The organism is Bordetella sp. N (genome assembly GCF_001433395.1).
Classification (GTDB): Bacteria; Pseudomonadota; Gammaproteobacteria; order Burkholderiales; family Burkholderiaceae_B; genus Bordetella_C.
Window position 1 is genome coordinate 6868895 of sequence record NZ_CP013111.1, and the last position, 14152, is coordinate 6883046.

A 14152-nucleotide genomic window follows, 5' to 3' on the forward strand; every position below is an offset into this window, starting at 1 on the left:
CCAATTATAATGAGGCCTATGCCGCGTATTTCAACCGCCTCCCCGCGCGCTTCGCGCAATACCCGTAACGGGCCTTCCCCTCTGCAGACGCGCTTGACCTCGCTGCTGCGGGAAGCCCGTTGGATTCTTTTCGCCGCCATGGCCGCCTGGCTGACGCTGGTGCTGGCCACCTGGAATTCAGTCGATCCGGGCTGGTCGCACTCCGTGCCGGCCGGTGTCGTGCACAACAAGGGAGGCACGCTCGGCGCTTATCTGTCCGACATCCTCCTTTATCTGTTCGGATATTCGGCATGGTGGTGGGTCATCCTGCTGCTGCACCGTGTGCGAGCCGGCTACCGCCGCCTGGCCAGCCATCTGCGGGTCACCGGCAATGGCGACACCGAATTGCCGCGCGTCCACTGGGAACAAGGGCTGGGTTTCGTCCTGTTACTGGTCGGTTCCATGGGCCTGGAGGCGCTGCGCCTCTATACCTACGGGTCGCACCTGCCGGGCGGTTCGGACGGCGGTAACGGCTCGGGCGGCGTGATCGGCCATTCCCTGGCCGGCCTGCTGGCCAATGCCATCGGCTTCACCGGCGGCACCCTGGTGTTCCTGGTGCTGGTGGCCGCGGGTCTCAGCCTGTTCTTCGCCTTCTCCTGGCTGGGCGTGGCCGAGCGCCTGGGCGCCGGCATGGAACGCCTGATCCGCCGCACCCGTGACTCCGTCGCGGCGCGGGAAGACCGCAAGCTGGGCGAAGTCGCCTATGCCGAGCGCAGCGAGCAAGTGGTGGCCAAGCAGGAAAAATTGGTGCACGAGCAACCCGTGCGCATCGAGCCGGCCATTACGGTGGTGCCCAAATCCGACCGCGTGCAGCGTGAAAAGCAGCAATCGCTGTTCACGGCCGCGGACGTGGGCGAAGAGGGCGACCTGCCCGCCATCGGCTTGCTGGATCCCCCGATGACCAATCAGGAAACCGTGTCGGCCGAGACCATCGAGTTCACGTCGCGCCTGATCGAAAAGAAACTGGCCGATTTCGGCGTCAGCGTCACCGTGGTGGCGGCGCAGGCCGGCCCGGTCATCACCCGCTATGAAATCGAACCGGCCACCGGGGTCAAGGGTAGCCAGGTGGTCAATCTGGCCAAGGACCTGGCGCGCGCGCTGAGCCTGGTCAGCATCCGCGTGGTCGAAACCATCCCGGGCAAGAACCTGATGGGGCTGGAGCTGCCCAATCCGCGCCGCCAGATGGTGCGCCTGTCGGAAATCCTTGGTTCGCAGACCTATCACAGCAACGCCTCGGTCGTGACCATGGCGCTGGGCAAGGACATCGCCGGCAATCCGGTGGTAGCCGACCTGGCCAAGATGCCTCACCTGCTGGTGGCGGGTACCACCGGTTCCGGTAAGTCGGTGGGGATCAACGCCATGATCCTGTCGCTGCTGTATAAGGCCGACGCCACCCACACCCGCCTGATCCTGATCGATCCCAAGATGCTCGAAATGAGCGTCTACGAAGGCATCCCCCATCTGTTGGCGCCGGTGGTGACCGACATGCGCCATGCCGCCAACGCGCTGAACTGGTGCGTCGGCGAAATGGAGAAGCGCTATCGCCTGATGAGCAAGATGGGCGTGCGCAACCTGGCGGGCTACAACAGCAAGATCCGCGACGCCATCAAGCGGGAAGAGCCCATTTCCAATCCATTCTCCCTGACGCCGGATCAGCCCGAGCCGCTGCAGCCGCTGCCCACCATCGTGGTGGTCATCGACGAGCTGGCGGACCTGATGATGGTGGTGGGCAAGAAGATCGAAGAGCTGATTGCCCGTCTGGCGCAGAAGGCGCGCGCGGCCGGCATCCATCTGATCCTGGCGACGCAGCGGCCCAGCGTGGACGTGATCACGGGCCTGATCAAGGCCAACATCCCCACCCGGATCGCCTTCCAGGTGTCGTCGAAGATCGACTCACGCACCATTCTTGACCAGATGGGCGCGGAAACGCTGCTGGGGCAGGGCGACATGCTTTACATGCCGCCGGGCACTGGCCTGCCGGTGCGGGTCCACGGCGCCTTCGTGTCCGACGATGAAGTGCATCGCGTGGTCGAACACCTGAAAGCCCAGGGCGAGCCGAATTACGTGGAAGGCCTGCTCGAAGGGGGCGTCGAAGGCGAAACCGGCGACGGCGTCAATGCCGTCACCGGATTGGCCGACGCCGAAAGCGATCCCATGTACGACCAGGCTTGCGAGGTCGTGCTCAAGCATCGCCGTGCGTCGATTTCGCTGGTGCAGCGTCACCTGCGCATCGGCTACAACCGGGCCGCGCGCTTGCTGGAGCAGATGGAACAATCGGGTATGGTGTCGGCAATGCAGTCGAACGGCAACCGGGAGATCCTGGTGCCGGCATCGGCGGCCGCATCCGCAGGCGAGGAGGCTTGATGATTTCGTTTTTGAATGGCCGCGTTACGCAAGGTCGCCCGGCGTCGGCGGGGGGCCTGGCCCGAGCCGGCCGCGCTGTGGCAGTCGTCGCCCTGGCGCTGGCACCGGTCCTGGCGCCTGGCGCCGCCTGGGCGGCCAGCGCGCAGGAACAGCTCAAATCCTTTGTCACCACGGTGACGTCGGCCAGCGGTAATTTCAGTCAGTCCACGGCCGGGGCGGCGGGTCCGCAGGCCGCGCGCGCCAAGGCGCCGCAGAGCGGCACGTTTTCCTTCCAGCGGCCGGGCAAGTTTCGCTGGGCCGTGCAGAAGCCGTATGAACAGCTGATCGTGTCCGACGGCAAGCAGGTCTACCAGTACGATCCGGACCTGGCCCAGGTGACGGTGCGCAAGGTCGACCAGGCCATCGGGACGTCGCCGGCGGCGATTCTGTTCGGTTCGGGGTCGCTGGAGCAGTCCTTCGATGTCAGCCCCTTGCCGGCCAAGGATGGCCTGGAGTGGCTGCGCGCCAAGCCGCGCAGCAGCGACGCCGGGTTTTCGCGCGTCGACATCGGGTTCAAGGACAACCTGCCGGCGCGGATCGAGCTGCTCGATGCGTTCGGGCAGACCACGCGGGTAGAGTTGTCCGGCATCAAGCCGAACCCGCAGCTGGGGGACAAGGACTTCCAGTTCGCCACGCCCAAGGGTGTGGATACCGTCAGGATGTAGGTTTTTGGCGGGGCTGCGCCCCGCCGGCCCCCACGCTAGCGCGTTCGTGGGCGATGATGTGCCTGCGCGGCCGGCCGGGCCGACGCGGCCGCTGGCGGGGCTGACCTCGATTAAGGCTGCTTATAGGCGACGCAGTCGACTTCCACCTTTGCATCGACCACCAGCCGCGATTCCACGCAGGCGCGGGCGGGAGGGTTGTCGCCGAAGTAGGTCTTGAATACCTTGTTGAAGGACGCGAAATCCCGCGCGTCGTCGAGCCAGACGCCGCAGCGCACGACGTGCTCGGGGCCGTAGCCCGCTTCTTCCAGAATGGCCAGCACCTGCTGGATCGCCTTATGCGATTGCGGCACGATGCCGCCTTGAATCACTTCCCCATCTTCCATCGGCACCTGGCCGGACACGAACAGCCAGCCGCCAGCGGCGACCGCGCGCGCGAAGGGCATGTGCGAACCACCTTGCCCGGTACCGCCGGCAACGCCGTAGCGGGTGATGCCGTTGGCGTCGGCTTTGGGATCCTTGCTCATTGCGATGCTCCTTGAAAAATCCAGTTGATGGTGCGCCCGCCACGCGGCGCGGCGATGGCTATGGCCCGACGTATCAGCCCGGCGTCCCGCTGGCGAAACTTGCCCGCAGGTCGCCCGCGCGGGGCAGCCAGCGTCCCGCCCGGCGTCCGCTGGCCATGCCGTCACGATACGACAGCACGCCATTGACCCACACGGCATGGATGCCGCTGCTGGCCTGCACCGGCGCGCTAAAGGTGGCTTCATCCTTGACGGTGAGCGGGTCGAAAAGCACCAGGTCCGCGTGATAGCCCTCGCGCACCAGCCCGCGCTCGGCCAGGCCGAAACGCGCGGCCGACAGCCCGGTCATCTTGTGCACCGCCTGGGCCAGGGGAAACAAGCCCAGGTCGCGGCTGTAATGCCCCAGCACACGGGGAAAAGCACCCCACAGCCGCGGATGCGGATGGGGATCGTTGGGCAAGCCGTCCGACCCTATCATGGTCAGCCGGTGCTTCAACACGCGCTGCACGTCGTCCTCGCGCATGCCGTGATACACCGCCCCGGCGGGCTGCAAGCGCGTGGCCGCCTCCATCAGCGGCACGTTCCATTCGGCCGCGATGTCGGCCAGGGGCCGCCCGGCCTGCTCCGGATGGGGCGTGGACCAGGTGATGTCGATGCGGAAATCGCTGGTCACCTGCTTCAGGTCCAGGGTCGACGAGCTGGCGGAATAGGGGTAGCAGTCGCAGCCCACGGGCTGCAGGCGGCCGGCGCCTTCAAGACTGGCCAGCACCTCGGTGGTCCGGCCCCAGTTGCCCGCGCCGGCACACTTCAGATGCGACACCACCAGGGGCACGCGGGCGTGGGCGGCCACTTCGTAGGCCTCTTCCATGGCCTGCAGAATCGCGGCGAATTCCGAACGCAGATGGGTGGTGTAGAGCGCGCCGAACTCATCCAGCACTTCCGCCAGGGCCTTGACCTCGGCCGTGTCGGCTTCATACGCCGACGCATACGCCAGCCCGGTGCTCAGGCCGATCGCGCCATGCGCCAGCGCTTCGCGCAACTGTTCGCGCATGGCGTCGATCTCTTCGGCGCTGGCCTTGCGGTCGAGCCGGTCCATGTGATTGTTGCGCAGGGCAGTGTGGCCCACCAGGGCTGCCACGTTGACCGCTGGCCGGGCCGCCGCGATGGCGGCGGTGTAGTCGGCGAAGCTGGGATACTGGAAGTCCTGGCTTTCGCCCAACAGATTCATCGGGTCGGGTGGATCGCCGCGCAGCGTCACCGGGGCGGCGCTGATGCCGCAATTGCCGACCACCACGGTGGTCACGCCCTGCGACAGCTTGGGCAGCATGCCGGGCGTGCGGATGACGTTGGTGTCGTCGTGGGTGTGTACGTCCACGAAACCTGGCGATAAAACGCGGCCTGTCCCGTCCACGGTTTCCACGGCAGCCGCGCCAGCCAGCTTGCCCGCTTCGGCGATGGCCGCGATGCGGCCGTCGAGCAGCGCCACGTCGGCGTCGTAGCCAGACGCGCCGCTGCCGTCGAGCACGCGCACGGCGGTGATCAGGGTGTCGTACATCTTTTCAATCTCCCAGGGGCAGGCGGTTCGGGCCGCCCCGGTATTCGTCCAGCGCCAGCTTGATGCGGCGCAGGCGGTCGCGCGTTTCTTCCTGCCGCGTCATGGCCAGCTCGGTGGCCAGCAGGTCGATGGCCAGCATCATGGCGTAGCGCGACGCGGACGGCTTGTAGATAAAGTCGGTTTCGTCGGTGCGCACTGGCAGCACGACATCGGCCATTTCCGCCAGCGGAGAGTCCGGATCGGTCAGGGCGACGATACGGGCGCGGTATTGCTTGACGATGCGCGCGCCGGACAGCATTTCAGGCGTCAGGCCGGAAGCCGACAGCATGATCACCGCATCGCGTTCGTCCAGGGTGGCCGCCACCATGCGCAGCAGCACCGCGTCGCTGTAGGCCGCGACCGGATACCCCAGCCGCACCAGGCGCGACTGCATCTCCTGCGCCAGCACGGCCGAGGCGCCGCCCATGCCGAAGACATAGGTCATGCGCGCATTGCGCACCACGTCCATGGCCTGCTCGAACAGCGGTTCGGTGTACATCGGCAGATGCGCGCGCAAGGTGCTTTCGATGTCGGCGTAGATGCGGGCGTAGAAGGTGCTTTCCTCGGCCGGCGCGGCGCTGTCGAGAAAACGCGTGCCCACCGCACTGGCCTGCGCCAGCTTCATCTTGAAGTCCCGGGTGTCCTCGCAGCCGACCGACCGCGCGAAGCGCGAGATGGTGGCGTTGCTCACCCCGGCTTTTTCGGCCAGCTGGTCGACCGTGGCGCCGGCGGCATGGATGATGTCGTCCAGAATGGCGTCGGCCACCTTGCGCTCGGTGGCGCTGAGCGCGTCGCGGCGGCTGCGGATCTGGTAGACGATGTCGCGGACGTTGGTCATGCGTGGGGGCTCCGGGCGAGGGCAATCATGTCAGGCGTTTTGCAGTTCATCGACCCGCACGCAGGCCGCATAGTGGCTGGCGCCGACCGGTGTGGCCGCGGGGACCTGCTCGGCGCAGATCGGCAGGGCATGCGGGCAACGCGTGCGGAACACACAGCCGGAAGGCGGATTCAAGGGACTCGGGATGTCGCCCTTCAGCAGGATGCGTTTGCGCGCGGCCCGCGGATCGGGCACCGGCGCGGCGGACAGCAGCGCGCGAGTATAAGGGTGACGAGGCCGGGCATAGACTTCACGGGTGGGCCCGCGCTCCATCACGCGGCCCAGATACAGCACCACCACCTCGTCGCACAGGTAGTTCACCACCGCCAGATCATGGGCCACGAACAGCATGGTCAGGCCCAGATCGCGTTGCAGGTCCTGCAACAGGTTCAGCACCTGGGCCTGCACCGATACGTCCAGGGCCGACACCGGCTCGTCCGCCACGATGAAGTCCGGCTCCACGGCCAGCGCCCGGGCGATGCCGATGCGCTGGCGCTGGCCGCCGGAAAACTCATGCGGATAACGCTTGCGATGATCGGCGTTCAAGCCGACGCGGGTCAGCAGTTCGCTGATGCGGTCCTCACGGCGGTCGCGCGCCAGGCGGTGGGTGTCCAGCGCCTCGCCGATGATCTCGCCCACGGTCATGCGCGGGTTGAGGCTGGCGTAGGGATCCTGGAAGACGATCTGCATGCGCCGGCGCCAGGGCAGCATCTGCTTCTCGTCCAGCTTGCTCAGGTCGGTGCCGTCGAAGCGCACCTCGCCGCTGGTCGCCGCCAGCAGGCGCAGCAGCGCGCGGCCGGTGGTCGTCTTGCCGGAGCCGGACTCGCCCACCAGACCCACGATGGTATTGCGCGGGACGTCGAAACTGACGCCGTCGACCGCGCGTACCACCGGCGCATCCCGCCGCGAGGACGTGGGGAAGTGCACGCGCAGATCGCGCACGCTCAATAGCGGTTCGGCGGACGTGGCGCCGGCCGGGGTGTCGTGCTGGTCCGGCACCGCCTCGGCTGATGTATAGGCATTCATATCGTCGTAACCTTGATGCAGCGCGCACGATGCTCCGGGCGCACGGATAACAGTTCCGGCACCGCGCGGGTACAGTCCGCGTCGGCCCGCGGGCAGCGCGGCGCGAAGGTGCAGCCGGCGGGCAGCGCCAGCACGCTGGGCACGTTGCCGGGGATGGCGCGCAGCCGTTCGCCGGACGCCAGGATGGCATCGGTGGGAATACAGGACAGCAGGCCGCGCGTGTACGGATGCGTGGGCTGCTCGAACAGGTCATAGACGTTGGCGTCCTCGACGACCCGACCCGCGTACATCACCGCCACGCGATGGGCGATCTCCGCCACCACGCCCAAATTGTGGGTGATGAACAGGATGCTCATGTGCAGTTCTTCCTGCAGGCGGCGCAGCAGGTCCAGGATCTGCGCCTGCACGGTGACATCCAGCGCGGTGGTGGGCTCGTCGGCGATCAGCAGGGAAGGGTTGCAGGCCAGCGCCAGGGCGATCATCACGCGCTGGCGCATGCCGCCCGACATCTGGTGCGGATATTCGCCGACGCGCCTGGCGGCCGCGGGGATCTCCACGCGTTCCAGCATGTCGACGGCGCGCTTCATGGCCGCCGCGCGGCTGCCGCCCTCATGCTGCAGCACGGCCTCGGCGATCTGGTCGCCGACCGTGTACAGCGGGTTCAGGCTGGTCATCGGCTCCTGGAAGATCATCGCGATCTCGGCGCCGCGGATGCGGCGCAGGGTGGCGGCGCTGGCGTCGGCCAGGTCATGCTGCACACCGGCGCGGTCGCGGAAGCGGATGCTGCCGGCTTCGATGCGGCCGGCCGGCTTGGGCAGCAGGCCCATGATGGACAGGCTGGTCACCGATTTGCCGGAACCGGATTCGCCGACGATGGCCAGGGTCTCGCCCCGCGCCAGCTCGAAAGTGACGCCGTCGACCGACTTGGCGACGCCGTCGCGGCTGTGGAACCAGGTTTTCAAGCCCTGGACGGACAGGACGATGTCGTCAGCCATGGCCGTGTTCGGGTCCATCCGCGGGTCCTGGGAAAGCGCCGTGGCGCGATTCGCGCTCATGATTCAAAGCTCCTTGCGCAGGCGGGGGTCGAGCACATCGCGCAGACCATCGCCCACCAACTGCAGGGACAGCACCGACAACACGATGGCGATCCCGGGAAAAATCATGATCCAGTCGGCCGACCCCATGTATTGCTGGCCGGCGTTGATCATCGTGCCCCAGGTGGGGATGTCGGGCGACACGCCCACGCCCAGGAAGGACAGGCCGGCTTCGGCCAGGATGGCGTAGGCGAAGATGAACGTGCCCTGGACCAGGATGGGAGAAACCAGGTTGCGCAGCACATGCACGGTGACGATGCGCCACGTCGACACGCCCAGGGCGCGCGCGGCTTCGACGAAGGGCAGTTCGCGTATCACCAGGGTCGATGCCCGCACGATGCGCGCCAGCCGCGGCGTGTAGACGATGCCCAGGGCGATGACCACGTTGATGACGGACGGGCCCAGCGCCGCCACCAGGGCGATGGCCAGCAGGATGTCGGGGAAGGCCATCATGGCGTCGATCAGCCGCGACACGAACTTGTCGGCGCCGCGGAAGAAGCCGGCCAGCAGGCCCAGCGCGATGCCCAGCACGCTGGACAGGATCACCACCGCGAAGCCCACCGTCAATGACAGGCGGCCGCCGTAGACGACCCGGCTGAAGACATCGCGCCCAAAGTCGTCGGTGCCGAACCAGTGGGCGCCGCTGGGTGCCTTCAGGCGGTTCATGATGGACAGTTTGTAGGGATCGTAGGGGCTGATCATGGGCGCCAGCAGGGCGGCGGCGATCAGCACCACCAGCACGATCAGGCTGATCAGCACGGTCTTGCGCGATACCAGCAGGCGCAGCACCTGCCAGCGGTCGGCCCCGCCCTGGGCGGTGACGGTAGTGGGAGAGGACATCAGTAGCGCACCCGAGGGTCGACCACCAGGTAAAGCAGGTCGATGAACAGATTGATCAGGACATAGATGGCGGCGATGACCAGCAGCGCGCCCTGGATGACCGGGTAATCGCGCCGCAGCACCGCCGACACCACCAGGCTGCCGACGCCGGGCAGGCCGAACACCGTTTCCGTCACCACGGCGCCGCTCACCAGCAGGGCCGTAGTCAGGCCCAGGACGGTCAGGATGGGAATCAGGGCGTTGCGAACCGCGTGCTTGAGGATCACCTTGCGTTCAGGCAGGCCCTTGGCCCGCGCCGTGCGCACGTAATCGTCGCGCAGCACGTCCAGCATGCTGGCGCGGATGAAACGGGTGATCAGCGCGGAGTTCACCAGGCCCAGCACCACGGCGGGCAGGATCAGATGCGACAGGCGCGTGCCGATGGACGCATCGGGACCGCCGTAGCCAGACACGGGCAGCCAGCCCAGCTTCACCGAGAACACCTGCATCAGCAGCAGGCCCAGCCAGAAACTGGGCACGCTGGACGTGAACATCGAGAAACTGAGCACCGACTGGTCCAGCGTGGTGCCCCGCTTGACCGCGGACAGAATGCCCACGGGCAGAGCGATGGCGCTGGCGATCAGCAGCGACATCAAGGTCAGCCAGAAGGTCGGCTCGGCGCGGTCGGCCAGGGCCGACAGCACCGGCTTGTTCAGGAAGATGGACTGTCCCAGGTCACCCTTGGCCAACTGGCCCAGCCACGTGACGTATTGCAGCGGCAGCGGCTGGTCCAGTCCCAGCCGCGTGCGCAGCGCGGCGATGTCCTGCTGGCTGGCTTCCGGGCCCAGCATCACCGCCGCCGGGTCGCCCGGCGTGACCCGGATGATCACGAACACGATCGTGGCCACCAGGAACATGACGGCGACCAGGCCAACGAGGCGGTTGATCAGGTAGGACATTTATTTTGCCGCCTTCCAGGCGTTCCAGAAGTAGGGCCAGGGGGCCGGCGTCACGCCTTGCAGCGCCGGCGATTTGGCGGCCACGGCGTTGAAATCGCCCACCTTGATGAAGGGCACTTCATCGAAGATGGCCTGTTGCACGTCGGCCCAGCGCTTGACGCGTTCATCCTGGGTGGTGGCGCGGTTGAAGGCGTCCAGCACCTGGTTGCGGCGCGGCGTATCCCACCAGCCCGGCGCGTCCTTGGACGGGAAGTCGATGAGGGCCGGTTCCGGCAGGAAGGGGCTGTGGGTAATGAAGATGTCCCACAGGGCGGGGTCCTGGCGGCGTTGCGTCAGGGTGGCCCAGTCGACCACCTGCATGTCGACCTTGAAGCCGGCCTGTTTCAGGTACTCGGCGGCGACCAGGGCCATCTTGTAGTGGAACTCGTATTGCTGGCTGGTCAGGATGCGGATGGTGCGGTCGCTGCTGCCCGATGCTTCGAGCAGCTTCTTGGCGGCGGCCACGTCGCCCTTGTTGTACACCTGGGTGCCCTGCGTGGTGTGCCAGGGATAACCTTCCGGATACATGGCGCCGTCGACGGCATAGTAGGCCTTGTCGCCGAAGGCGGCGAACAGCATGTCTTCTTCGTTCAGCGCCATCTGCACTGCCTGGCGCACCTTCACGTTGGACATGATGCCCTGCTTGGTGTTGAGCACCATGCGCGGCCAGCCGAAGGGCTTGAGCAGCACGGCTTCGGACTTGCTCGACTTCAGCTTGCCGGCGGCTTCCACCGCGATGGAGTCGACGTATTCATACTGGCCGGCCACCGCGGCTTCGATGCGGGTGTTGGCATTGCTGACCGGCACGAAGCGGATTTCATCCAGGTATTGCTTGCGGGCGCCGCCGTAGCCGTCGGGCTCGCCGGCGCGCGACTTGTAGCCGTCGTAGCGGACCAGTTGCAGGTATTGGTCCGGCACGCGGGCTTTCAGCTTGTAGGGGCCGGTGCCGATGAACTCGGTCAGCGGCGTGGCGATCTTGTCCTTGGGCAAGACCACGGCGGCGGCGTTGTTCATGGCCAGCAGCGCGGTCAGCGGCGCATAGGGCTGCTTCAGCGTGATCGTGACCGTGTGGTCGTCGGTGGCCGTGATGCCGGTGATCAACTGGGCGGCCTGCTTGCCGCGCGAGGCCACGGTGGTCCAGCGCTGCAGGGACGCCACTACGTCGGCGGCGGTCATCTTGGCGCCGTCATGGAAGGTGACGTCCTGGCGCAAGGGGATGGTGTACGTCAGGCCGTCCGCGCTGATCGTGGGCAGCTTGTCGGCCAGCAGGGGCGTGACGTTCCACTTGGCGTCGAAGGTGTAGAGGGTTTCGAAGATGTGCTGGCTGAGAATGCCCACCAGGTCGGCCGTGCTGGCCATGGGGTCCAGGGTGGGCGGTTCGCCGATGGTGGCGACCGACAGGGTGCCGCCTCGGACGGGGTCGGCCGCGTGCGCGCCGCCCGTCAGGAAGGCCAGGCCCAAAGCGCTGGCCAGCAGGAGATTCTTCAACCCGTCGCGGCGACGGGAGATCGTTGCGTTCATGTGGCGTGCTCCAAAAGGAGGGATTGCTCGCGGCGTGCGCGTACGGTTTTGCTTCAGAAAAACGTCTGAACTGCTTCGGTGACCTGCCAGTTGTCGTCCACCAGCAGTACCTGCTTCCATTTGTCGAAGGTCAGGCAGGGATGCGAGATGTCGAAGCCGATCATGTCGCCGACCTGGATGTCGGCGCCGTCGTTGATTTCCATGAAGGCGTGTTGGTCCATCATGGCGGTCAGCTTCCAGGCCGGGGGCGCGTTGGCGGGCCTGGCGGCGGTGGCTTGTTGTCCCGGGCGGTAGTGCAGGGCGGGGGTGGGCAGGCCGGCGTCGAAGGCGGCGTCGCGTTTGCCCAGGCCGATGATGGCGCGGCCGGGCTCGGGCAGGGATTGCACATAGGCCCACACCTGCAGCGCGGGCAGCAGGCCCGGCTCCATATGGCGGGCGACGTCGTTGTTGGCGTTGATGCGGGTGGCGGCGCCGCGGTAGATGCCGACGTCATGGCTCAGGTAGCAGCCCGGGCGCAGCACGATTTCCAGCGGGCGGCCGATGTCCAGGCCGGAGAACTCCTCGGCCACCACGTCGTACCAGGCCGAGCCGGCGCCGGAGATCAGGGCGGGGCCGTCCTGGGTCAGCTGGCCGTTGTCCTGCAGACGGCGCAGGGTCCCGGTGGCGCGGCGCAGGAAGGCGCGGATCAGCGCTTCGTCTTGCAGCACGCCTTCGTAGATCTCGATGCCGGCCAGGGCCAGGGCGCCGGGCCAGCGGGCGATCTCGGCCAGCAGGGTGTCCAGTTGAGTGTCGTCGCGCACGCCGGTGCGGCCGCCGGCCACGCCCAGTTCGATCAGCACGCGCAGGGTCTGGCCGCGTTCGGCGAAGAAGGCGCCCAGGGCGGCGGCGTTGGCGGCCGAGTCGACGATGCAGTAGAAGGTGAAGCCGGGGTCGCGCAGCAGATCGGCGATCAAGGCCATATTGGCGCGGCCGACCAGCTGATTGGCCATGAGGATGCGGTGTACCCCATGGCGGTAGGCTGCGTTGACCTGCGGCGCGGTGGCCAGGGTGATGCCCCAGGCGCCGCCGTCGAGCTGGCGCTTGAACAGCGCGGGCGACATGGTGGTCTTGCCGTGGGGGGCTAATTGCACCTGGTAGGCGTGGATGAAGCGCTGCATCCATTCCAGGTTGTGGCGGACGCGGGTTTCGTAGAGCACCGCCACGGGCAGGCTGACGTCTTCGGCGAGCAGGTTCCAGCCTAATGCCGGGACCTGCTCCAGGCTACAGGAGCCGTCCAGTCTGCCCAGGCCTTTGCCGTCTGGGTCCAGGGGAGGGAAAGGATGGAGCGTCGTCATGTTTGTCTCCGGCTGGCGGCTGGGCGGCTTCGGGGGTGAAAATAATTACCAGATCATGGTCTTTTTTTTATTATCCTGAAAATAATTTACAGACGCAGTGGGGGTTTTCCCAGGGGAGAGGGTTTTGAAGGGCTCCGCCCCTTCGGCCCCGCGTTCGAGGGCGCTGCGCCCCTCGGCATGTCGCGGGGGAGCGTTGAGGGGGCTGCCCTTCAATATCATTGCGGCAAGGAATACTCCACCGGGTGCCACCGGTAGCCGCTACCCGCCTTCGCGATGTGGCCGATGCCAGGGAAGGGAATGTGTGCGCCGGCGACCAGTTCCCTTCGCGTCGCCACGGTCTCGAACACCTGGCGGCGGTCCCCGCTGGCTTCGCTTTCATCGCTGTCGAAGCTGATGGTCACTTCGGGATGCGCGAATTGAACCGCGCCGACGTGTACGAGGTCGCCGAATATCAGTAATTCCTGCCCCTTGCTGGCGATGCGATACGCGTTGTGTCCTGGCGTGTGCCCGTAGTTGGCGACGCTGGATATCCCGGGGCTGAGTTCCCCATCGTGATCGAAGGGCACGAATTTATGGGCGGCCAGATACGGTTTCAGGGCGGCCGGCGCCATGGCGAAGGAACGCAAGCTGCCGTGGGTCGCCTGGGCCGCGTTTTGCGCACTGAACCAGTAAGCCGATTCCTTGCTGTCGGCGCGTACCACGGCATTCGGGAACACCCGTTTGCCACCCGCCGTCAGGCCGCCTGTGTGATCGGGATGGAAGTGCGTCAGGTAGATCTCGTCGACCTGCGCTGGCGAGTAGCCGGCGGCGCGCAGGCTGGCAAGAAGATGGCCGCTGTTCTTGCCCATGGAATCGCCTGCGCCTGTGTCGATGAGCACCAACTTCTTGCCGGTATTGATCAGATAGGTGTTGACCGAGGTGGCGACGGGGTCGCTCAGGAAAGCATCCGTCAACTGCCTGGCCAGATCGGCCTTGTCGATACCGTTCAGCATCTTGTCCGCGGGCAGGCTCAGGGTCCCGTCGGACAAGGCGGTGACCTCATAGTCGCCCACCATGATTCGATAAAACGTGGCCTGGTTTTTTTGCAGCGGCGCGGCGGCGTGCGCCGGGTTGCTCGCCAGGCTGATCAGTGCCGATCCCGCCAGGGCGGCGGCCAGGCAGGCTCGCCTGACGTGCGATGTGACCAAGGGGACTTTGCGTGCGGAGAGAATATTCATACGGCAGGCTTCCTTCGAACCATTGAGGCGTCCATGTGCGACGC

The 14152-nt window shown here is 66.6% G+C and carries 12 protein-coding genes; 2 read left to right on the forward strand and 10 right to left on the reverse strand.

Annotation, left to right across the window (positions count from 1 at the left end; all coding sequences use genetic code 11):
• The first annotated feature begins 18 nt into the window (after positions 1–18).
• On the forward strand, positions 19–2403 hold the full coding sequence (locus ASB57_RS29615; RefSeq protein WP_156414318.1) for a DNA translocase FtsK: 2385 nt from the start codon (positions 19–21) through the stop codon (positions 2401–2403).
• On the forward strand, positions 2403–3107 hold the full coding sequence (lolA, locus tag ASB57_RS29620) for an outer membrane lipoprotein chaperone LolA (protein ID WP_057655670.1): 705 nt from the start codon (positions 2403–2405) through the stop codon (positions 3105–3107). Before ASB57_RS29615 ends, lolA begins: the two co-directional genes overlap by 1 nt.
• A gap of 110 nt (positions 3108–3217) precedes the next feature.
• Here the strand turns inward: lolA and ASB57_RS29625 are convergent, their stop codons facing one another.
• The 10 genes from ASB57_RS29625 to ASB57_RS29670 all read right to left on the reverse strand — a co-directional run bounded on the left by ASB57_RS29625 (position 3218) and on the right by ASB57_RS29670 (position 14108).
• Positions 3218–3631: a RidA family protein gene (locus ASB57_RS29625; RefSeq protein ID WP_057655671.1), complete on the reverse strand. Its 414-nt coding sequence runs from the start codon at positions 3629–3631 to the stop codon at positions 3218–3220.
• Between the two features lie 73 nt (positions 3632–3704).
• Positions 3705–5183: an amidohydrolase family protein gene (locus ASB57_RS29630; protein ID WP_057655672.1), complete on the reverse strand. Its 1479-nt coding sequence runs from the start codon at positions 5181–5183 to the stop codon at positions 3705–3707.
• A gap of 4 nt (positions 5184–5187) precedes the next feature.
• Positions 5188–6060, reverse strand: coding sequence for a MurR/RpiR family transcriptional regulator (locus ASB57_RS29635; RefSeq protein ID WP_057655673.1), 873 nt, complete (start codon positions 6058–6060; stop codon positions 5188–5190).
• 30 nt (positions 6061–6090) lie between these two features.
• On the reverse strand, positions 6091–7125 hold the full coding sequence (locus ASB57_RS29640) for an ABC transporter ATP-binding protein (protein WP_057655674.1): 1035 nt from the start codon (positions 7123–7125) through the stop codon (positions 6091–6093).
• Positions 7122–8138 carry an ABC transporter ATP-binding protein gene (locus ASB57_RS29645; RefSeq protein WP_057656550.1) on the reverse strand — a complete coding sequence of 339 codons (1017 nt, stop codon included), beginning with the start codon at positions 8136–8138 and terminating at the stop codon, positions 7122–7124. The genes ASB57_RS29640 and ASB57_RS29645 overlap by 4 nt, the downstream gene beginning before the upstream one ends.
• Before the next feature lie 45 nt (positions 8139–8183).
• Positions 8184–9059: an ABC transporter permease gene (locus ASB57_RS29650; RefSeq protein WP_057655675.1), complete on the reverse strand. Its 876-nt coding sequence runs from the start codon at positions 9057–9059 to the stop codon at positions 8184–8186.
• A complete protein-coding gene (locus tag ASB57_RS29655; protein WP_057655676.1) occupies positions 9059–9997 on the reverse strand; it encodes an ABC transporter permease in 939 nt (312 codons plus the stop codon). The genes ASB57_RS29650 and ASB57_RS29655 overlap by 1 nt, the downstream gene beginning before the upstream one ends.
• Complete coding sequence (locus ASB57_RS29660; RefSeq protein ID WP_057655677.1) at positions 9998–11557, reverse strand: ABC transporter substrate-binding protein; 1560 nt, start codon at positions 11555–11557, stop codon at positions 9998–10000. It lies immediately after the preceding gene.
• 53 nt (positions 11558–11610) lie between these two features.
• Positions 11611–12891: an amino acid deaminase gene (locus ASB57_RS29665; RefSeq protein WP_057655678.1), complete on the reverse strand. Its 1281-nt coding sequence runs from the start codon at positions 12889–12891 to the stop codon at positions 11611–11613.
• A gap of 215 nt (positions 12892–13106) precedes the next feature.
• Positions 13107–14108: an MBL fold metallo-hydrolase gene (locus tag ASB57_RS29670; RefSeq protein WP_057655679.1), complete on the reverse strand. Its 1002-nt coding sequence runs from the start codon at positions 14106–14108 to the stop codon at positions 13107–13109.
• Positions 14109–14152 lie beyond the last annotated feature (44 nt).